This is a genomic window from Bacillus sp. FSL R5-0512 (genome assembly GCF_038593295.1).
Lineage (GTDB): Bacteria > Bacillota > Bacilli > Bacillales > Bacillaceae > Bacillus > Bacillus safensis.
The window spans coordinates 1,196,594-1,216,670 of the sequence record NZ_CP151982.1; the positions used below are offsets into that span (position 1 = coordinate 1,196,594).

Genomic DNA, 20,077 nt, shown 5'->3' on the forward strand with positions numbered 1-20,077 from the left:
TCTGAAGGAGCTTTTCCGGCTCCTTCTAGTGATTTGAAAGGAGGAAGTCTTATGCAGCATCATGCTTATAGCCGAACGTCTGCAGTGTTGTCTATTTTTCTTCCGGCTGTGCTCATCTGTCTGTTTTTTCTCTGGTCTCTTTATACGTTATGGTCAGCAGGACCTGACCCGTTAGCTGTGTTAGGCGTTTATACGCTGCCTATTCTCATGCTCTCTAGTATTACAGGACTGAACCAGCCGACAAGCGTCATCATTAGTGAAGATCAACTGAAGATAGGCGCTTTTGGCAGATGGCACACATATGCAGTTTCTGATATTAAAGGAAAGCTTTTTTTAAAGCCTTATCCTCATATCGGGAAAGTCTATGTCAGGGTGGGTCCATCTCGTATATTCGGAGGGCGTTACTGGATATCCAGTGAGATGAGTGAGTACAAGCAGCTTGTTCAAACGTTGCAGGATTTTGCGAAGGGTGATGAAAAGGAGGATGCCGCTACATGAAATCAGCTGTCTTTTATTCTTCAGAGGACATTCGGTATGAGGAGCGGAACCGGCCAGTCATCGGTGATGATGAAGTTTTGTTAAAGCTGCGAGCCTGCGGCTTATGTGGAACGGATATTTACAAAGCAACACATGAGACAGTACCTCCTGGGACAGTGCTGGGGCATGAAATCGCTGGTGATATTGTCGAGACCGGCAAGCACGTGACAGATGTCCAAACGGGAGACAGGGTTTATGTGGCACATCATGTGCCTTGTTTCACCTGTGACTTTTGTCAAAAGGGTTTTTATACGATGTGTCCGCAGTTTACAGCCACAAATGTAGAGCCGGGCGGGTTTTCAGAATATATCCGTGTACCTGCTTTGCATGTCAAGCACACGATGGGCAAGCTTCCAAAAGACGTATCGTATGAGCAAGGGGCGATGGTAGAACCGGTTGCCTGCTGCCTGCACGGGTTTGAACGAGCTCCTGTTCACCCAGGAGATTCCGTTTTGATCCTTGGAGCGGGGCAAATTGGCTGTATTCAATTGCAGCTCGCCAAATATTATTTGGCTGGGAAAGTGATGATAACAGACGTGAATGAGAACAGACTGCTGCAAGCGAGGAGTTTAGGTGCAGACGTCTCCTTTCATCCAGCAGCCGAGCCGGTGGAAAACCGGGTGATGAAAGAAACAGATGGAAAGGGAGCAGACCTCGTCATTATTTCTGTTGGGAGCAGTGCGCTTTTAAAAGAGGCGTTTCAGGCTGTAGCGCGAGGCGGGACGATTTTGGTGTTTGCTCATTTTCCAAAGGGAGATGTGGCCATTCCTGCTGAACGATTTTTCAATGATGAAGTGAAGGTAGTAGGAGCCTATTCCTCGCATCCATATCATTATCGTGAAGCCCTTGAGCTTTTGAAAGCAAAAGTGGTCAACACTGAAAAGATGGTGACGCATCGTTATCCGTTAAGCCAGCTGCTTCAGGCGATAGAATGTGCGAGGCATCCTGAGGGTGAGAGCGTCAAAATCATGATGTATCCAGATGAATGAGTGTATGAGATTAAAAGAGAAAGAGAAGTTCTTTGGAAAAGGGCTTTCCCTTTCTCTTTTTTTCTGATAAAAGATGAAAACGCTTAAAAATGAGAGAGAAATGCTTGACTTCGATGACACTTAAACGTATGATGATTACAAATGTAACATATAAGAACAAATGTAAAGGGGAGAGAAGAAATGCAAAAACAAATCACTTTGCCTGAACAGATTAGCCATGAGAAATTAGCAGATTTATATAAACAAATGTGGTTAGTGAGATATTTTGATGAAAAGGTCGACCAATTTTTTGCAAAAGGACTTATCCATGGCACCACTCATTTATGTGTTGGACAGGAAGCGTCAGCTGTTGGATCGATTGCCGTATTAGAAGATAAAGATAAGATCGTCAGCACACACAGGGGACACGGTCACTGTATTGCAAAAGGGGCCGAGGTTAATAAAATGATGGCTGAATTGTTTGGACGTGAAACCGGCTATTGTAAAGGAAAAGGCGGCTCGATGCATATTGCGGATTTAGAAAAAGGAAATCTTGGGGCAAATGGAATCGTTGGCGGCGGTATCCCGCTGGCAACAGGTGCAGCGCTCACATCTAAAATGAAGCAGGAAGGCTTTGTTGTTCTTTGTTTCTTCGGAGATGGTGCCACAAATGAAGGCAGCTTCCATGAAGCATTAAACCTTGCGTCTATTTGGGATTTACCGGTTGTGTTTATTTGTGAAAACAACCAGTACGGCATGTCTGGCCCTGTGAAAGAAATGATCAACATTGAAGACATTTCAACAAGAGCAGAAAGCTACGGAATGCCAGGAAAAACAGTTGATGGAAATGACATGGTCGAAATTATGAACACAGTAGATGAAGCAGTCAGCCGTGCGAGAGCGGGAGAAGGCCCATCACTCATTGAAATGAAAACGTACCGCTGGAAGGGTCACTCTAAGAGTGATGCGAAAAAATACCGTACACGTGAAGAAGAGACAGAGTGGAGACAAAAAGACGGAATCAAACGCTTTAAGTCTCTCTTGATTGAACTGAATGTTTTAACAGAAGAGCAGGCAGCAAGCTTACAGGAAGAAGCGAAGCAGGAAATTGAAGCGTCTGTAGAATTCGCCAAAAACAGTAAAGAACCGTCAATTGACACACTATTAGAGGATGTATACGCCTAATTAGGAGGGAAATCACGTGACAAAAACAACAGTGAGAGAGATTTCATATTTAGAAGCCGTTCGAGAGGCTATGAGTCAGGAAATGAGAGAAAACCAAGATGTCTTCATTTTAGGTGAAGATATCGGCGTATATGGAGGTGCTTTTGGAGTCACGCGCGGCATGATTGAAGAATTCGGTCCAGAGCGCGTTCGCAATACACCTATCTCAGAGGCTGCCATCGCAGGTGGGGCAGTCGGAGCGGCTTTAACTGGTATGCGGCCGATTTTAGAACTTCAATTCTCTGACTTTATAACAATCGCAATGGATCAGCTTGTGAACCAAGCAGCCAAAACACGATACATGTTTGGCGGAAAAGGAAAGGTGCCGCTTGTCGTAAGAACACCAGCAGGATCAGGAACGGGTGCAGCGGCGCAGCACTCACAAAGCTTAGAAGCGTGGATGGCGCATATTCCAGGACTTAAAGTGGTTCAGCCTTCAACAGCCTATGATGCAAAAGGACTTTTAAAAGCGGCGATGGATGATGACAACCCTGTCATTTTCTACGAGCACAAGCTTTTATATAAAACAATCGGTGAAGTGCCTGAAGAGCAATATTCCATTCCTCTAGGGAAAGCAGATGTGAAAAGAAGCGGGAAAGACGTCACGATTGTAGCAACAGCGATTATGGTACACAAAGCGTTAGAAGCGGCAAAGGAACTAGAAGCAGAGGGAATTGATGTTGAAATCATTGACCCAAGAACACTTGTCCCATTAGATGAAGAAACGATTATCGAATCTGTGAAGAAAACAGGTAAATGTATCGTGGTTCATGAAGCAGTAAAACGAGGCGGCTATGGCGGAGAGATTGCAAGTATGATAGCGGAAAGTGAAGCCTTTGACTACTTAGATGCTCCAATTAAACGACTTGGCGGTCTTGCGGTCCCAATACCATACAACCCGACGCTGGAAAAAGCGGTCATTCCACAAGTGCCAGATATTATTGAAGCAGCAAAAGAGCTTGTGCGCTCTTAAGTAAAGGGGAGAAGATCATGCCAAAAGAGATATTTATGCCGAAGCTGAGCAGTACGATGGAAGTCGGCACCTTGCTTCAATGGTTTAAAGAAGAAGGAGATTCGGTTGAAATCGGAGAGCCTCTTTTTGAAATTATGACAGACAAGATCAATATTGAGGTGGAAGCCTATGATGATGGTATTTTTCTAAAGAAATATTATGAAGCCGATGATCAAATTCCAGTCAATGCTGTCATTGGATACATCGGAGAGGCAAATGAACAGGTGCCAAGCGAACCGCCAGCACAATCAGATGAAGATTCACCAGACAGCAGCGAATCGTCTTCATCCGAAGCGGCTTCATCCAGTTCTGCTGAAGCCCCAAAAACACTTAATGAAAAAGTACGTGCCACACCTGCGGCGAGAAAAACGGCAAAGGATCATCATGTAGCGATTCATGAGGTATCTGGCACAGGACCTAAAGGCAGAGTTCAAAAGCGTGACGTCGAGGCGGCCGTCCACCCTAGTGAGAAAGATCAGCGCGTGTCACCGCTTGCAGAAAAAGTGGCTGCTCGTGAAGGAATCAATTTAGCGAATGTTGCTGGATCTGGTGCACACGGTAAAATTATGAAGAGTGATGTAACGGCAGCAGCTGCAAAAACAGTAGAGTCTTCTCCAGCGAAAACACAAAAACTAGCTGGTATGAGAAAAGTGATCGCTGACCGCATGTCACAAAGTGCCTTTACAGCACCGCACGTGACATTAACAAGTGAAATCGATATGACAAAAGCGAAAGAAATACGCAAACAGCTATTGCCAGCGATTGAAAAAGAGACAGGCTACAGACTGTCGTTCACAGAAATTATGATTCATGCGGTCAGCAACGTACTCACGCGCCACCCGCAGATCAATATGACATTTGAACAAAATGAGCTCCATTTCCATGATGATGTGCACATTGGTCTCGCTGTCGCTGTAAAAGATGGCTTAATGGTTCCAGTCATTTCTCATGCAAACCAAAAAGGATTAAAACAGCTGACAAAAGAGGCGAAAGAAATCGGCCGAAACGCACGTGACCAAAAACTGCTGCCAGACCAGCTGAAAGGGTCCACTTTTACCATTAGTAACTTAGGGATGTATGCCATTGATACCTTTACCCCGATTATTAATCAGCCGGAAGTGGCGATCTTAGGGGTTGGGCGCATTCAAGAAAAACCTGTTGTAGTAGATGGAGAAATTCAGGTGCGGCCGATGATGGGTGTTAGTTTATCGTTTGATCACCGAGTGGTAGATGGCGCACCAGCGGCTGCCTTTTTAACAGACCTTAAAAAAGTGCTTGAACAACCATTTGAATTGCTAATGTAGGAGATGAATCGGATGACGAAAACGTATGATCTGACAGTCATTGGCGGAGGGCCTGGCGGGTATACTGCCGCCCTTCAAGCAGCTGAGCGTGGACGGAAGGTCGCATTGATTGAAGAGGATTTTCTAGGCGGTACTTGTTTAAATCGGGGCTGTATTCCTTCCAAGACACTGCTCAAACATGCAGAAGTCATTGAATCAATTGAGAAGGCGAAAAGCTGGGGAATTGAAACAGGTGATTTGGTCCTTTCCTTCGATAAAATGAGAAAGCGCAAAGATGACGTCATTGAAAAGCTCAGAGGCGGAATTGCCTTTTTATTAAAGCAAGGAAAGATTGATGTATATAACGGCAGAGGTACAGCTGTTACAAAGCACCGGATTGAGATTGAAAAGCAAGATGGTTCAGAATCGATTGAAACGAAAGAGCTCATCATTGCCACTGGATCTTCACCTGCCATTCCGCCAATACCGGGCCTTAAAGACATTCAATTTGACACAAGTGATACGATCTTTGACATCCCAGATATTCCGGCTTCTGTCGTCATCATTGGCGGCGGTGTCATTGGACTTGAGCTGGCTTGTATCTTCCAGAGTCTTCAATCAAAAGTCACGATTATTGAAGCGGCTCCGTCTATTATTCCACAAGAGGATGAGGAAGCATCTAAGCTGCTAGAAAGAGAATTAAAGAAAAAAGGCATCCATATCGCGAAAAAAACCACTGTGACAGAGGTGACGGAAAGCGAAGGAGTCAAAGCGGTTCATGCATCAGACGATAAAGGAGAGACGCATATCTTTACGGCTGAAAGACTGCTTGTTTGTGTAGGAAGAAGACCTAGCGTTTCTGCTGTCAGCCAGCTTGACCTTCAGCTGGATGGTCCTTTTATCAAGGTGAACGACAAGATGCAGACAAGCGTGGAAGGTGTCTATGCAGTTGGGGATGTCGCTGGCGGCTATCAGCTTGCTCACGCAGCGATGGCGGAGGCCGCTGTTGCGGTCAGTAATATTTGCGGTGTGTCTGAAAAAATGAATGCTGATATCATGCCTAGATGTATTTATACATTACCAGAGGTAGCGAGTGTTGGTCTGACTGAGAAAGAGGCAAAAGCCAAAGGACTTAACGTGCGGGCAGAACGATTTGATTTAGCGGCAAGCGGTAAAGCACTAGCGGCAGGTGATCAAACAGGCTTTATTAAATTGGTATACGATACAGCCTATGGTGAAGTGATTGGCGCGACGATGGTTGGCCCGCACGTCACAGAGATGATTTCAGAAGCTTCCTCCTTTATGTATTTAGAAGGAACAGCAGAAGAGATGGCGAAAATGATTCATCCGCATCCGACCATCTCAGAAGGTTTTTATGAAGCAGCACTTGATATCGTGAGTAAGCTGAGAAAATAATGGCCAAACAAGGGATAGGGAGGAGATGCATGTGCACGTCCAGCTTCATCAGAAAGCGGCACTTGTGACAGGTAGCACAGATGGATTTGGAGAAGCCATCTGCCTGGCTTTAGCCCGGGCAGGTGCACATGTTTTTTTACACACGTTTCATGATGAATCGAAGGCTAAAACCATTCGTGAAGACATTCAAAAAATGGGCGGTCAAGCGAGTATCATTCAGAACCCGCTGGAAACACCGCGTGATGCCGCGCGAATGCTGAGGCAAGTGATTGATACATGCGGTAAACTGGATATTTTGGTCAATCAAGCAGAGCAAGGAGCGGACGCGAAGCTTGATGACGTGGGCCCTGATGAGTGGGTGGATGAAGTGGAATCGGCTGTGAATACCGTCTTTCTTTCCAGTCAGGCTGCTGTATGGCATATGGTTGATCAGAGACAAGGCTGCATCATTAATATATCGTCATCAGGCAGTATTACAGGTGATGGCGGGATCTCGCATGCTACTTCGAATTCTATGCTGAATGCCATGACAAAAGGGTTAGCGAGAGAATTTAAAGACAAAGGCATCCGGGTGCTTGCGCTGCTGCCGCCTCCTCTCCATTTGGTTCCTGATACAGAGCAAATCAAGGAGACTGTGGCCCATATGACGGTGTTTCTCAGTACATCCTATGGTGCATTTACAGATGGCGTGGCGATTATGCTTGATGGGGGTGAGAGTGCTGGCTAATGTTCAAAAACCAGTTCTCATCGTTGGCGGAGCCCAAGGGATCGGAAAAGAAATTGCTGAACGATTTTTAAAAGAAGGGCACCAAGTCGCCGTGTCAGATATAGATGAAAAGGGACTTTCGCTCTTAAAGACACAGTATCCTCAGCTGCTGACATTTCAAGCTGACGTTTCATCGTGGGAAAGTGTTCAGCAAATGATATCAGCAGCTGAAAGGGAGCTGGGCGGTATTGCTCACCTTGTGTATTCAGCAGGAATGACAAAATCACTGCCTTTTTTAGAAGTCGATTTTTCACTTTGGAAAAAGACACTGGCTGTGAACTTATATGGTCTTTACTATTGCATCAAAGCGTTGGCACCCTATATGTGTGAGCGGCAGGAAGGCAGTGTTGTCATTATTGGATCGGGATCTGCAATCACCGGCTCAGGCGGCGGTATTCAATATTATGCATCAAAAGCAGGTGCTTTTGGATTGATGCGTTCGCTCGTAAAGGAACTAGGCTCGCATCAAATACGCATCAATGTGATTGCCCCCCGCGTCATTGAATCTCAAATGCTTGATACGCTCTATCCTACTGTAGAGGAGAAACGGCAGCTGCAATCACTCATTCCCATCGGAAGATTAGGAAAGCCTGAGGATATCGCAGGGCTCACTTTATTTCTCACACGTCGCGAGGGGAGCTATTTGCACGGACAAATGATCCTGTTAGACGGAGGGAGAACGTATCAGCCCAAATATACTGAGGGAAAAAGAGCGGAGAGTTAATCGCTCTTTTTGTCATTTTCATAACAATTGTTCCAATTGGAAACGAATGTTTGGTATACTGGTAATCATAGTATATTAAAAGGATGATGTCACATGCTGAATTGGGAAGAAAGACGACAGCTCGTCAAAGTTGCTCATCTTTATTATACAGACGGGTGGACGCAGCAGGAAATTGCAAAAAAGCTCAATGTCTCAAGACCAGTCATCTCAAAGCTCTTACAAAAAGCAAAAGATGTGGGAATTGTTGAAGTGTACATTAAAGACGAAAGCATTCATACGGTGGAACTTGAAAAGCAGCTAGAAACAACCTTTCAATTAACAGATGCGGTCGTTGTCCCAAGTGTCGGGACAATGTCTGAGATGGTGAAGCGGGCAGTCGGTCAAGCAGGCGCCTATTATTTGTCTAAAAACATGAAAAATGCGGAGAAAATCGGCATTTCATGGGGGACGACGCTTGCGGAGCTTGTAAAAGAATATCCGTTTGAACGAAGAAACGATGTGAAGGTCATTCCTTTAGAGGGCGGAATGGGCAGGCAGGCGGTCGACATTCATGCCAATCAGCTGGCATATGAGCTGGCAAAGAAAATGAACGGCACGTGTTCCTATTTATATGCCCCTGCGATTTTAGAAACAGAAGAATTAAAAGAACGGCTTATGGCGATGCAGGACATAGAAGCAGTGCTTGAAGAAGGCAGAAATGTGGATATTGCTCTCATCGGTATTGGCAACCCGCATAAAGGGTCAACTTTAAAAACAGTCGGTTATTTAAAAGAAGAGGACTTATCTGGTTTAAGGCAATCAGGGGCTGTCGGTGATATTGGCTTTCGTTTCTTTGATGGAGAAGGAAAACCTGTCCAAGATGAACTGAATCAAAAGGTCATTGGCTTATCGCTGGAACAATTAAAGAGCGTCAAAACGGTCATCGCTGTTGTAGAAGGAACCCATAAAGCTGAGAGCATTTTAGGGGCTTTAAATGGCGGCTTCATTCAAGTACTGGTGACAGACGAACTAACGGCGGCAGCCATTTTAAAGGAAGCATCCGTCCAATAAAAGGCTGGCAGCGTTCGAATGGTATAACAAGAGCAACATCAAACGAGAAAGGAGCTGTGTATCTTGAAGCAAACCGAAATGGAAGCAAACCTACACTGTACTCGGTGCCAAGAAGAGACCCTCCACAGCATCGTTTATGTGAATGATCAGATGAAAAGCGTTGAGTGTACAGAGTGTCATCAAAAGATCAGTGTGCAAGTCGACATCATGAAGGAATTTTACAAGGAAGTATACGAGAAAATAGCGACAAAGCCAAAGCGGATCACGCAGGAATATAAGTCGAACCTGAATGGATTTATCTCAAGACTCCCAATCCGTGTGCTTAGTAAGCCATACCGGCTCATGAGATATTTAAACGAATCATACAAAGTGATCAAACAATATAAAAAATGAAGCAGAGACCGTTTAGCACTCTGCTTCAGCCTGTAGACATGTCAGTCCTCCGCTCCGATACTCGTCTTTCCTAGACTGCAAAGGTTTCTATTACGCTGAGAAGAAGGAAAAAAAGCAGAGCACCGTTTAGTGCTCTGCTTTATTTTGTGTTTTTTTCATATAATAATAAATAGGCAGTCCAGCCATCCCGATCAGCATGGAGATCAGGCAGCTTTTCCAATCGGTGATCATGGTGCTGATTAAAACGAATAATGAACCGATAATCGCAATGATCGGTGTCAGCGGGTAAAGTGGTACACTGTACGCACGCTTCATTCCGCTGTTTTGTTTTCTCAGCTTAAAGACGGCGAAAAAGGCCATCACATAAAAGATGTAGATCATGAAAATCGAGACCTCAGACAGCTTCTCCGGATTACTGACGATCATAAACACAATGGCGATCAAAATTTGCACAAATACAGCGATCCAAGGTGTTTTAAATGTTGGGTGAATCCGCGAAATCGAGTTGGCGAAAGGAATCTGCTTTCGTTCTGCCATCGCAAAAATCACACGTGGGAATGAAAGAACCTTTCCGTTCAAACAGCCAAAGATGCTGATGATGATCCCAATACTAATGATTTTCCCGCCAATTGGCCCAAAGAGCATGGTAGCAGCTGTGCTTGTCGCATTTTCACCTAACTGGACGATTTGATCAGCTGGCAGCACGTGCAAAAGTGCGACATTAATAAAGAGATAACAAGCCGTCACGATTAAAATTCCGCCTGCCATTGCACGAGGAAGCAGTTTCTCAGGGTTTTTCATTTCACCCCCAAGCGCCGCAAGTAAAATCCAGCCATCATAAGCAAACAGCGTAGCCAAAATCGCTGCTCCGAAGTTCATTTGAGCGATACTATCGTTGACGGCCATCAAGATGTTTTCGTTACCTTTCCATATGCCAAACACAATAATCGCAGCAATTGGGACAAGCTTTCCGATAGTGGTCAGCCCCTGAACAAATCCGCCGTATTTTGTTCCCATGATGTTGATGATACATAAAAATAAAACGGTGATAATGCCGATCGTTGTAGACCATAAAGTCGAAAGAGAAAATAGATTGGCTAATAATGAACCAAAATAAAGACCAAGTGCACCAATGATGGCGGGTCCGTAAATAATAATCTGCACCCAGCCGCATAAGTAGCCCCAAAATTCACCATACACTTCTTCAAGATAGGCGTACAACCCGCCGGTTCTCGGGATTTGTGTACCAATTTCAGCGACAGTCAGTCCGCCTGCAAGGGTTAAGATGCCACCTAGCAGCCAAGCGAATAAGGCGATGTCTGAGCTTCCTGAATAGGAAAGGACGTTGCCTGGCTTCATAAAGACGCCTGACCCGATAATGGTCCCGATGACAAGAGATAGGGCGAAAAATAAGCCGATGTCTTGTTTTAACGCTGGTTGTTCTTTGTTCATTACACACGACCTCCTGCATCACTTTCGTACGTTACTGTGACATGTATTTTGTTCATTGTAATACGATTTTAGGAAAACAAGAATTAAAAAAATTTTCTGATTTTCGTATTTGTATTTGAAAGTGTTCGTTTATTGGAGATATTAGGGTGAATGTTGCGTTAAAAACGAACAATGAAAGTTTATTTTTGATTTAATGTTAATTTAATGGCCGGAAACCGAACATCCAGTAAACGTGCAGCCAAATGGTTGACTTTTCTTGAAAAATGAACTATTTTATTCATAAGGATATTATCTCGAATTCGAGATAATTTAAAATAGGAGTGAAAATAATGAAAATCAATGGGATTCACCACGTATCTGCGTTAACAGCCAATGCTCAGAAAAATGTTGATTTCTACCGCCAAATCCTTGGCTTGAAACTTGTAAAGAAAACAGTCAATCAGGATGACCCGTCTATGTATCACTTGTTTTATGGAGATGAGGTCGCTTCACCAGGAACGGAGCTAACATTCTTTGAAATTCCAATGCTTGCCCGCCGTTTGGAAGGGACAAATGCGATCACAAGCACTGGCCTTCTCGTTTCTTCTGAAGAGGCACTCACGTTTTGGGAAAAGCGGTTTGAAGATAAAGGCGTGCAGCAAGAAACAGCTTCCTTGAGAGGCGGAAGACCTGCTTTGCGTTTTAAAGACCCAGAAGGGCAGCAGCTGTTTTTAACAGTAGAACCGAATACGCAAGAGGCAGGCTCACCGCCAGTGCATGACGATATTCCGGCAGAGTTTGCGATTAGAGGTTTAGGTCCAGTTGAATTAACCGTTGCAGAAGCTGACAAGACGATCCGTGTTTTAACAGACATCCTTGGCTTCACCGAAAGAGCACGTGAACAATCAAATGATGGTGAGATCGTGACCATTTTTGAGTCAGGAAATGGGGGTGCTGGAACAGAAATTCATGTGATCGAAAAAACAGAAGGGCCTTCTGAACGTTCCGGCAGAGGAAGTGTGCATCACGTCGCATTTCGTGTGAAAGACGCAGAGGAGCTTGAAAAATGGTATGAAAAAATCTCAAAAGCAGGCTTCACGAACTCTGGTGTTGTAGAACGTTTTTACTTTAAAGCTCTTTACTTTAGAGAGCCAAATGGTATTTTATTTGAAATTTCAACAGATGGCCCTGGATTTACAGTCGATGAAGGGGTGGATGAGCTTGGCGATCAATTAGCCCTTCCGCCGTTCCTAGAGCATAAACGAGCAGAAATTGAACAAAGGTTAACGCCAATTCAGTCGTCATAAAAAAACAGCTCATCAACTGAGCTGTTTTTTTATTAGGAACTGACCTGCTTAGATTCAGATTGTGTTAATGTGACCTGCTTTGTTTCTTGTTTTCCGTTTCGAATGAGGGTGATGCTCACGGTGTCTCCTACTTTTGCATTCGTGTATAGCTCGTGACGTAATTCACTGCCAGTTTTGATTTGTTTCCCATTGATGCCGGTAATGACATCCTCTGACTTTAAGCCAGCTTTGGCGGCAGGTGCGCCTGCGGCGATATCTTTGACATACACGCCTTTATTGAGCTGACTGGTTTTGAGTCCGAGAGTTTCTTTTTGATACACATCTGGAACTTGTTCGAGATCCAGCATGCTGATGCCGATATATGGACGTTCAATTTTTCCTTTTGCGAGAAGCTGATCAGCGATTGGTTTGACATCATTGATTGGCAGTGCGAACCCAATGCCTTCAACACCTGTTTCAGAGATTTTCATACTCGTGATCCCCACAACCTTTCCGTCTGTCGTCAGAAGCGGGCCGCCGCTGTTACCTGGGTTAATGGCTGCATCTGTTTGAATAACATTAATGCTGCTTTCGCCTGCTGATGTGTTCATAGAGACTGTTCGGTCGACACCGCTGACAATTCCTTGTGTCACCGTTCTTGAAAGATCTTCACCAAGCGGGTTTCCGATCGCAATGACGGTTTCTCCAGCACGCAGTGAGGAGGAATTGCCTAATGCCGCAACCTTCGTCACATGACTGCTGCTAATTTCCACAACGGCTAAGTCAGTGAGCGGATCAGCTCCAACCAGTTTTCCTTCAATGGTTTTGCCATCGTGTAAGGATACGGTTAGTTTATTTGCCCCTTCAATGACGTGGTTGTTTGTTAAGACATAGGCTTTATTGCCTGATTTTTTGAAAATCACTCCTGAGCCTGTACCGGTTTCTTCCTCTTGACTGCTTTTGTTTTGCTGTGATTCATCGAAAGGCGTATTGAAATCGCCAAAGCTCGTGTCTGTTTGAGTTTGTGCTTGGTAGTTTGTAATGCCGACAATAGCTGGTGATACATTTTCGACCATACTGGAGATGCTGCTTGATGAATTTGATGTTTGGACGGCTGTTGTTTTTGACGAATTCGTGTGATTTGTCGATACTGCTTCAGTTTTCGCTGCCGAATCATTTGCAGTGCTGTCTGATGAATGCTGAGCATATGGCGAAAGAACGTAGACACCTAACGCTAATGTACCGCCTACAACACCGCTGACAAATGACTTAAACCAGCCGTTTGGCTTTTTCTGTTTTTGAGGTTGTTCAATTGTTTGTTTGTCATCTTTGTGCTGTGTCATTTCAATCACTCTCTTTCAATGATTTTTTCATGTATGTGTTTGGGTGTTTTACCGTATGTGGTGGGGACTGACTTTATCGTATGAAAAAAGTGTGGGATAAAAATGAAAACATTGTGGGAAATTGTTAAAATAAGTAGTGAATCTAAGCAAGATAGAGGAGATTAAACTGTGGAGACAATTGGAATCATTGGATATGGAAGTATGGCTGATATGATGGTGCAAAAGTGGCTGGAAAATGGGGTGCTGGATGCTCATCAAATCATGATCCATACAAGAAGTGAAACGGAGCGCCTTCATCAGCTCAAAGAAAAGCACCAAGAAGTCAACATTTGTTCATTAGACGAACTTTCTGCGTCATGTGATATATTGTTTGTCTGCGTGCCGCCGCTTGGAGTACTTGATGTTCTGGATCAGCTGCCTTCTCAAGCGAGAGCGGTACATATTGTGTCAGTAGCAGCAGCTGTGTCATTAGAAAAGTTACAGGCGCATACAACACAGCCAGTGTCTAGATACATCCCAACACTCACGTCAGCTGTTGGGACGGGCGTATCACTTGTTGCGCATGGTGCAGCAGCAGGACGTGAGGACAAGGAGCGTTTGCACCGGCTGCTTTCAGCTTTTAGCATCGTCAGGGAAGTAGGGGAAGACCGGTTTGATGCGGCGAGCAATTTGACAAGCTCATCTCCTGGTTTTATCGCTGCTCTTTTTGAAGAAATGGCGAAAGCGGCTGTGAGAAATAGTGATCTTTCCTTAGAGGAAGCGAATGAATTTTTAACGTATGCCCTTTTAGGAACTGGCCAGGTCCTCGTAGAACGAGGCCTAACCTTTGCTGAAACTGTCGCTAGAGTGGCGACAAAAGGGGGAATTACAGGAGAAGGTGCTGAGGTCATTCAACAGCAGGCACCTCAGATGTTTGATGATTTATTTACACAAACCATGAAGAAATATGAACAGCTGAAATCTCAGATCAACGAAGCGGATAAACACCACTAAAGACATAGTTAGTGGTGTTTTATTTGTTAAAAAAATCCTTTCTAAAAAAGCCTTTTGACCTGTATTATCTGAGTCTAAACTCCTTATTTTCGGACATTGTATTGAAAAATCAATCAAGTTCTCATATAATTTTTTAGAAAATTTAGAAAAATATACACAAATTTTATGTTTAATTAAAGGGGGATGGGAATGAAGCTCTATGTATCTGTCGATATGGAGGGGATTACTGGTCTAGCTGATCATACATTTGTTGATTCGCGCCAGCATAACTATGAGCGGGGCAGACGCATTATGACAGGTGAAGTGAATGCTTGTGTAGAAGCGCTTCTTCAGCATGGTGCCACCGACATTTTGGTGAATGACAGTCATTCTAAAATGAATAATCTTTTGATCGAAGAACTGCATGAAGAGGCAGTTCTCATATCAGGTGACGTAAAGCCTTATTCAATGGTGCAAGGATTGGATCAAACCTATGATGCAGCTGTTTTCTTAGGTTATCATGCAAGGGCATCAATGAAAGGTGTGATGTCGCACAGTATGATTTTTGGTGTCAGACATTTTTACATAAATGATCATCCAATTGGGGAAATGGGCTTTAATGCGTATGTTGCAGGCTACTATGGTGTGCCGGTGATTCTTGTTTGCGGGGATGATCAAGCAGCACGTGAGGCAGAAAAGCTGATGCCTGGTGTGAAAACAGTGGCAGTGAAAGAAACCATCTCAAGATCTGCTGTGAAATGCTTACCTCCTGCCAAAGTCAATAAACAAATCTCGCAGCAAGTGGAAGCCGCGATGAAACAGATTGATCAAATGAAGCCGCTGACGCCTCCTGATCAGCCGCTGCTTAAGATTGAGTTTGCCAATTATGGACAAGCTGAATGGGCGAATTTAATGCCGGGTACTGCCATCATAGAAGGAACAACGACGGTGACGTACCAAGCAGACAATATATTAGAAGCCTATCAAGCGATGCTTGTCATGACAGAGCTTGCCGCACGTACAACATTTTGTTAAGTGAGGGGGAGACAGCAGATGGCCAGCTTTTTGTTCAAGCGTTTTATTGCGATGATTGCTACGATCTTAACGATTACGACTTTAACGTTTATTTTAATGAAGGTCATCCCAGGATCGCCTTTCAATGAAGAACGAAATACAAACGAAACCGTCCAGCGAAACCTCGAAAGCTACTATCACTTAGACGAACCACTCTATGTTCAATATGTCATCTATTTAAAATCCATTGTTACCTTTGATTTTGGTCCTTCCATTAAAAAGCCTTCTGAAAGTGTCAATGATCTATTGGCGAGAGGCTTCCCAGTCTCATTAGAACTTGGTCTTATCTCGATATTGATTGCTGTCATCTCTGGCATCCTGCTAGGGGTCATGGCTGCCCTCCGGCATAATGGTTTGATTGATTACATCGCCATGACCATTGCAGTTTTCGGTATATCCATTCCAAACTTTATCTTTGCTACCCTATTAATTCAGCAGCTTGCTGTCAATTTGAAGCTCTTTCCTACAGCGATGTGGACAAGTCCAATGCATATGGTGCTGCCTACAATCGCCCTTGCTGTCGGCCCAATGGCCATTATCGCCAGGTTAACGAGATCGAGCATGATTGAAGTGCTGTCACAAGACTATATCCGTACGGCCAAAGCAAAAGGGCTTTCTCCCTTTAAGATTGTATTTAAGCATGCGCTTCGGAATGCACTTTTACCCGTTGTAACCATTCTTGGAACACTTGTCGCAAGTATTTTAACAGGAAGTTTTGTCATTGAAAAAATCTTTGCTATTCCTGGGATGGGAAAATACTTTGTCGAGAGTATTAACAACCGTGATTATCCTGTCATCATGGGAACCACTGTTTTTTACAGCATTATTTTAATCACACTTCTCTTCATTGTCGATGTGGCGTATCGTCTCCTTGATCCGAGGATTCAGCTGCATCAGAAAGGAGGAAAGGCATGAGTATACACCTTCAGCATGATCCACCGAACAGGCATCCTGAAGTGCCAGACGAATGGTTTTCTCCACGAGAGCAAAAGAAAACAGAAGCCCATGCCATTAAAAGACCCTCTCTTTCCTATTGGGCTGATACATGGAGGCGGCTGAAGCAAAATAAGCTTGCGATGTTTAGCCTATCGGTTCTGATTTTTCTTTTTGTCATGGCAGTCTTAGGCCCATTGCTTGCACCAAATAGTGTGACAGAGCAGCGTCTTTCGATGCAAAATCTGCCGCCCTCGGCTGCTCACTGGTTTGGAACAGATGAGCTTGGACGAGATGTGTTCACACGTACTTGGTACGGAGCCCGTATTTCATTATTTGTGGGTGTCATGGCAGCCCTGATTGATTTTGCCATCGGCGTGATTTATGGGGGCATAGCGGGCTATAAGGGAGGCAAATACGACCATGTCATGATGCGGATTGTCGAGGTGCTCTACGGACTTCCTTATTTACTCGTCGTCATTTTATTGATGGTGCTCATGGGGCCAGGGCTTGTTACCATTATTGTAGCGCTCACTGTCACCGGATGGATTGGAATGGCAAGAATTGTGAGAGGTCAGGTTCTTCAGCTGAAAAGCCAGGAATATGTCCTTGCCTCAAAAACCTTTGGTGCCAAAAGCCTGCGGATCATTCGCCGCAACCTGCTGCCGAATACGATGGGGCCGATTATCGTCCAGATGACCCTGACTGTGCCGACCGCGATATTTGCTGAAGCGTTCCTAAGCTTTCTCGGTTTAGGTATTCAAGCACCGTTTGCAAGCTGGGGCGTGATGGCCAATGATGCTTTGCCGACTGTGCTGTCAGACAATGGACATTGGTGGCGTTTATTTTTCCCGGCATTTTTTATTTCACTCACGATGTTTTGCTTTAACAATTTAGGTGATGGCTTGCAAGATGCGCTTGATCCAAAGATGAAGAGGTGAAGCGCTTTGAAAAAAGTTCTACAAATTATCGATCTGCACGTCAGTTTTCGGACATACGGCGGTTCAGTTCAAGCAGTACGCGGAGTGAATGTCGATGTATATGAAAAAGAAACCCTCGCCATTGTGGGAGAATCAGGCTGCGGAAAAAGTGTGACATCACAAAGCATTATGAGGCTTCTGCCTGCATACAGCGCGCAAGTCGATCAGGGAGAAATCTGGTTTCAAGACCGCAACTTGCTGTCATTATCTGAAAAAGAAATGCGCGCCATACGAGGCGTGGATATTTCGATGATCTTCCAAGATCCGATGACAGCACTCAACCCAACCTTGACAATAGGAGATCAGCTGATGGAGGCGGCGAAGGAGCATCAAAAGCTGACGAAAAAAGAAGTGAAAGAAGCCGCCATACAAATGCTTGATTTGGTTGGTATTCCGCAGCCAAAGGAGAGACTAAAGCAATATCCGCACCAATTCAGCGGGGGAATGAGGCAGCGGCTCATGATTGCCATGGCACTTATTTGTGAGCCAAAGGTGCTGATCGCAGATGAACCGACGACCGCGCTGGATGTGACCATACAGGCACAAATTTTAGAGCTGTTTAAAGAGATTCAGAGGAAAACAGGGGTTACCATTATCTTAATCACACACGACTTAGGGGTCGTAGCCCAAGTTGCCGACCGAGTAGCGGTCATGTACGGAGGGAAAATGGTTGAAACCGGAACAAGGCAGGATATTTTTTACAGTCCGCAGCATCCTTATACAAAAGGGCTCCTGCAATCCGTTCCAAGACTTGATATGAAAGATGAACTGATTCCGATTGAAGGAAGCCCGCCTGATTTATTTGCACCGCCAAAGGGCTGTCCGTATACCGATCGCTGCCCGGCTGCCATGAAAGTGTGTGATCATATCATGCCGCACGAAACGCAGCGGTCACCTACTCATACAGTGCATTGCTGGCTTCAGGATGAGCGAGCGAACCAAGCGATGTTATCTTCAACACAAAGGGGGAGTTTTTGATGAGGAAAAAAGGGTGGATCATCAGTATTTGTTTGTTTATCATCATACTGCTCGCTGGATGTACAGCCAATGAGCAAGCAGGTAAAGGATCATCAAGCAATAAGGATGAAAAGAAAGTATTAACCTTAAATAACGAAAACGAACCGACGTCATTTGACCCGCCGATTGGTTTTAATAATGTATCGTGGCAAGGTCTGAATAACTTAATGGAGGGATTAACGAGACTGAATGAAAAGCACGAACCATCTCCTGCAATGGCGGAAAAATGGGAGATTTCAGAGGATGGAAAAACATACACATTTCATTTAAGAGACGGCATCAAGTGGTCGAATGGTGACCCAGTGAAAGCGAGTGACTTTGAATATGCGTGGAAGCGTCTGCTTGATCCGAAAACAGGCTCATCTGCATCCTTCTTAGCATACATGATTGAAGGCGGAGAGGCATTTAACAGCGGAAAAGGAAAGAAAGAGGATGTAAAAGTCAGTGCTGAAAATGACAAAACGCTAAAGGTCACACTGGCATACCCGCAGAAATCGTTCTTAAATATGACCGCAAACCCTGCCTTTTTCCCTGTCAATGAGAAGGTAGCAGAGAAGGATCCAAACTGGGCAAAGGATGCCAAAACCTTTGTTGGGAATGGACCGTTTCAGCTGACACAATGGAAGCATGATGAGAGCTTCACTATGGAAAAAAGTGAGACGTATTGGGACAAAAAAACAGTCAAGCTGGATCAGGTAAAGTGGCTGATGATCAGTGATCGAAACACTGATTATCAAATGTATCAATCGGGAGATTTGGACACTGCCTTTGTCCCAGCAGAACAAAGTGAAAATTTGCTGAAAAATAAAGATGTGCAAATTGAAGATCAGGCCGGACTGTTCTTTTATCGTCTGAATGTGAACATGGAACCTTTTCAAAATAAGAACATTCGCAAAGCCTTTCAAATGGCGATCAACCCGCAAGATATCGTGGATTATGTCACGAAGAATAAAGAGAAGCCTGCCCGCGCCTTCGTTTCACCGGGGATTTTAGATTCAAAGGGTGATGATTTCAGAGAAGCTGGCGGCGATCTTGTCAAACAAGATACGAGTGAAGCTGCGAAGCTATTAGAAAAAGGGCTGAAAGAAGAGAACTATTCGAAGCTGCCGCCCGTCACATTAACATATAGCACAAAGCCTGAGAATAAGAAAAAAGCTGAAGCCATCCAGCAGCAATTAAAAGAAGCGCTGGGTGTGGACGTGAAGCTTGCAAACATGGAAGCCAATGTATTTGCAGAAGATCAAAAGGCGCTGAAATTCCAATTCTCGCAAAGTTCATTTTTAGCAGACTATGCAGATCCGATCAATTTCCTAGAGAGCTTCCAAACAGGGAATGCGATGAACCGGACTGGATGGTCAAACGACACCTATGATCAGCTGATTAAAAAGGCAAGCCAGGAAGCAGATGAACAAAAAAGAAACAGCATCCTTCATGATGCAGAGGCACTTCTCATTGAAGAAGCACCGATCATTCCAATTCATTTTTATAACCAAGTGCATTTGCAAAAAGAGGGCGTGAAGGGAATTGTCCGCCACCCTGTTGGGTATATCGATTTGAAATGGGCACAAGTAGATGGAGAGTAATTGAAGGAAAAGAGGAACACGGACGCTTTGAACAAAAGCGTCTCAGCGCGCGGACAAACCCTCGCATTCTTTGTCAGTCCTGCGC

The 20,077-nt window shown here is 44.5% G+C and carries 19 protein-coding genes; 17 read left to right on the plus strand and 2 right to left on the minus strand.

Annotated elements, in window-relative coordinates; all coding sequences use genetic code 11:
- The first annotated feature begins 51 nt into the window (after positions 1–51).
- The 10 genes from NSQ25_RS06050 to NSQ25_RS06095 all read left to right on the plus strand — a co-directional run bounded on the left by NSQ25_RS06050 (position 52) and on the right by NSQ25_RS06095 (position 9,373).
- Positions 52–498 (plus strand): hypothetical protein, encoded by a 447-nt coding sequence (locus tag NSQ25_RS06050; protein WP_034281478.1) that lies wholly within the window; start codon positions 52–54, stop codon positions 496–498.
- Positions 495–1,526, plus strand: coding sequence for an alcohol dehydrogenase catalytic domain-containing protein (locus NSQ25_RS06055; RefSeq protein ID WP_120207210.1), 1,032 nt, complete (start codon positions 495–497; stop codon positions 1,524–1,526). Before NSQ25_RS06050 ends, NSQ25_RS06055 begins: the two co-directional genes overlap by 4 nt.
- A 180-nt stretch (positions 1,527–1,706) precedes the next feature.
- Entirely contained in the window at positions 1,707–2,690 is a 984-nt protein-coding gene (gene pdhA / locus NSQ25_RS06060) for a pyruvate dehydrogenase (acetyl-transferring) E1 component subunit alpha (RefSeq protein WP_024424949.1), read from the plus strand.
- A gap of 31 nt (positions 2,691–2,721) precedes the next feature.
- Positions 2,722–3,702, plus strand: coding sequence for an alpha-ketoacid dehydrogenase subunit beta (locus tag NSQ25_RS06065; RefSeq protein WP_034281944.1), 981 nt, complete (start codon positions 2,722–2,724; stop codon positions 3,700–3,702).
- Between the two features lie 17 nt (positions 3,703–3,719).
- Positions 3,720–5,045, plus strand: a complete 1,326-nt coding sequence (locus NSQ25_RS06070; protein ID WP_326136537.1) for a dihydrolipoamide acetyltransferase family protein — start codon at positions 3,720–3,722, stop codon at positions 5,043–5,045.
- A 12-nt stretch (positions 5,046–5,057) separates the two neighbouring features.
- The gene (gene lpdA / locus NSQ25_RS06075; protein ID WP_081124290.1) at positions 5,058–6,440 is read left to right on the plus strand and encodes a dihydrolipoyl dehydrogenase; all 1,383 of its coding nucleotides are present in this window, start codon (positions 5,058–5,060) and stop codon (positions 6,438–6,440) included.
- A 25-nt stretch (positions 6,441–6,465) separates the two neighbouring features.
- On the plus strand, positions 6,466–7,167 hold the full coding sequence (locus tag NSQ25_RS06080; protein ID WP_198422982.1) for an SDR family NAD(P)-dependent oxidoreductase: 702 nt from the start codon (positions 6,466–6,468) through the stop codon (positions 7,165–7,167).
- Entirely contained in the window at positions 7,145–7,930 is a 786-nt protein-coding gene (locus tag NSQ25_RS06085; RefSeq protein WP_120207203.1) for an SDR family oxidoreductase, read from the plus strand. The genes NSQ25_RS06080 and NSQ25_RS06085 overlap by 23 nt, the downstream gene beginning before the upstream one ends.
- Before the next feature lie 93 nt (positions 7,931–8,023).
- Positions 8,024–8,980 carry a sugar-binding transcriptional regulator gene (locus NSQ25_RS06090; RefSeq protein WP_024424944.1) on the plus strand — a complete coding sequence of 319 codons (957 nt, stop codon included), beginning with the start codon at positions 8,024–8,026 and terminating at the stop codon, positions 8,978–8,980.
- A gap of 63 nt (positions 8,981–9,043) precedes the next feature.
- Positions 9,044–9,373: a bh protein gene (locus NSQ25_RS06095; RefSeq protein WP_034281483.1), complete on the plus strand. Its 330-nt coding sequence runs from the start codon at positions 9,044–9,046 to the stop codon at positions 9,371–9,373.
- A 126-nt stretch (positions 9,374–9,499) separates the two neighbouring features.
- On the opposite strand, the gene NSQ25_RS06100 is transcribed toward NSQ25_RS06095, so the two are convergent.
- Entirely contained in the window at positions 9,500–10,825 is a 1,326-nt protein-coding gene (locus NSQ25_RS06100; RefSeq protein ID WP_065214269.1) for an amino acid permease, read from the minus strand.
- Positions 10,826–11,154: 329 nt separating this feature from the next.
- On the opposite strand from NSQ25_RS06100, the gene NSQ25_RS06105 reads away from it, so the two are divergent.
- Positions 11,155–12,111, plus strand: a complete 957-nt coding sequence (locus tag NSQ25_RS06105; protein WP_025092293.1) for a ring-cleaving dioxygenase — start codon at positions 11,155–11,157, stop codon at positions 12,109–12,111.
- Positions 12,112–12,143: 32 nt separating this feature from the next.
- Here the strand turns inward: NSQ25_RS06105 and NSQ25_RS06110 are convergent, their stop codons facing one another.
- The gene (locus NSQ25_RS06110) at positions 12,144–13,433 is read right to left on the minus strand and encodes a trypsin-like peptidase domain-containing protein (RefSeq protein WP_070325748.1); all 1,290 of its coding nucleotides are present in this window, start codon (positions 13,431–13,433) and stop codon (positions 12,144–12,146) included.
- A 168-nt stretch (positions 13,434–13,601) separates the two neighbouring features.
- Here NSQ25_RS06110 and proG point away from each other — a divergent pair, with 168 nt between their 5' ends.
- The 6 genes from proG to NSQ25_RS06140 all read left to right on the plus strand — a co-directional run bounded on the left by proG (position 13,602) and on the right by NSQ25_RS06140 (position 19,992).
- Positions 13,602–14,426, plus strand: a complete 825-nt coding sequence (proG, locus tag NSQ25_RS06115; protein ID WP_041116379.1) for a pyrroline-5-carboxylate reductase ProG — start codon at positions 13,602–13,604, stop codon at positions 14,424–14,426.
- 189 nt (positions 14,427–14,615) lie between these two features.
- Positions 14,616–15,440 (plus strand): M55 family metallopeptidase, encoded by an 825-nt coding sequence (locus NSQ25_RS06120; protein ID WP_034281488.1) that lies wholly within the window; start codon positions 14,616–14,618, stop codon positions 15,438–15,440.
- 18 nt (positions 15,441–15,458) lie between these two features.
- The gene (locus NSQ25_RS06125; RefSeq protein WP_034281489.1) at positions 15,459–16,394 is read left to right on the plus strand and encodes an ABC transporter permease; all 936 of its coding nucleotides are present in this window, start codon (positions 15,459–15,461) and stop codon (positions 16,392–16,394) included.
- A complete protein-coding gene (locus NSQ25_RS06130; protein WP_034281490.1) occupies positions 16,391–17,353 on the plus strand; it encodes an ABC transporter permease in 963 nt (320 codons plus the stop codon). Before NSQ25_RS06125 ends, NSQ25_RS06130 begins: the two co-directional genes overlap by 4 nt.
- A 6-nt stretch (positions 17,354–17,359) precedes the next feature.
- A complete protein-coding gene (locus NSQ25_RS06135) occupies positions 17,360–18,370 on the plus strand; it encodes an ABC transporter ATP-binding protein (protein ID WP_044331813.1) in 1,011 nt (336 codons plus the stop codon).
- Positions 18,370–19,992: a peptide ABC transporter substrate-binding protein gene (locus tag NSQ25_RS06140; protein ID WP_034281492.1), complete on the plus strand. Its 1,623-nt coding sequence runs from the start codon at positions 18,370–18,372 to the stop codon at positions 19,990–19,992. Before NSQ25_RS06135 ends, NSQ25_RS06140 begins: the two co-directional genes overlap by 1 nt.
- Positions 19,993–20,077 lie beyond the last annotated feature (85 nt).

What these genes read in the sequence shown, in the direction of transcription:
- NSQ25_RS06050 (WP_034281478.1), top strand. Translation starts at nt 52, where the DNA reads ATGCAGCATCATGCTTATAGCCGAACGTCTGCAGTGTTGTCTATTTTT.
- NSQ25_RS06055 (WP_120207210.1), top strand. Translation starts at nt 495, where the DNA reads ATGAAATCAGCTGTCTTTTATTCTTCAGAGGACATTCGGTATGAGGAG.
- pdhA (WP_024424949.1), top strand. Translation starts at nt 1,707, where the DNA reads ATGCAAAAACAAATCACTTTGCCTGAACAGATTAGCCATGAGAAATTA.
- NSQ25_RS06070 (WP_326136537.1), top strand. Translation starts at nt 3,720, where the DNA reads ATGCCAAAAGAGATATTTATGCCGAAGCTGAGCAGTACGATGGAAGTC.
- lpdA (WP_081124290.1), top strand. Translation starts at nt 5,058, where the DNA reads ATGACGAAAACGTATGATCTGACAGTCATTGGCGGAGGGCCTGGCGGG.
- NSQ25_RS06080 (WP_198422982.1), top strand. Translation starts at nt 6,466, where the DNA reads ATGCATGTGCACGTCCAGCTTCATCAGAAAGCGGCACTTGTGACAGGT.
- NSQ25_RS06085 (WP_120207203.1), top strand. Translation starts at nt 7,145, where the DNA reads ATGGGGGTGAGAGTGCTGGCTAATGTTCAAAAACCAGTTCTCATCGTT.
- NSQ25_RS06090 (WP_024424944.1), top strand. Translation starts at nt 8,024, where the DNA reads ATGCTGAATTGGGAAGAAAGACGACAGCTCGTCAAAGTTGCTCATCTT.
- NSQ25_RS06100 (WP_065214269.1), bottom strand. Translation starts at nt 10,825, where the DNA reads ATGAACAAAGAACAACCAGCGTTAAAACAAGACATCGGCTTATTTTTC.
- NSQ25_RS06105 (WP_025092293.1), top strand. Translation starts at nt 11,155, where the DNA reads ATGAAAATCAATGGGATTCACCACGTATCTGCGTTAACAGCCAATGCT.
- NSQ25_RS06110 (WP_070325748.1), bottom strand. Translation starts at nt 13,433, where the DNA reads ATGACACAGCACAAAGATGACAAACAAACAATTGAACAACCTCAAAAA.
- NSQ25_RS06120 (WP_034281488.1), top strand. Translation starts at nt 14,616, where the DNA reads ATGAAGCTCTATGTATCTGTCGATATGGAGGGGATTACTGGTCTAGCT.
- NSQ25_RS06125 (WP_034281489.1), top strand. Translation starts at nt 15,459, where the DNA reads ATGGCCAGCTTTTTGTTCAAGCGTTTTATTGCGATGATTGCTACGATC.
- NSQ25_RS06130 (WP_034281490.1), top strand. Translation starts at nt 16,391, where the DNA reads ATGAGTATACACCTTCAGCATGATCCACCGAACAGGCATCCTGAAGTG.
- NSQ25_RS06140 (WP_034281492.1), top strand. Translation starts at nt 18,370, where the DNA reads ATGAGGAAAAAAGGGTGGATCATCAGTATTTGTTTGTTTATCATCATA.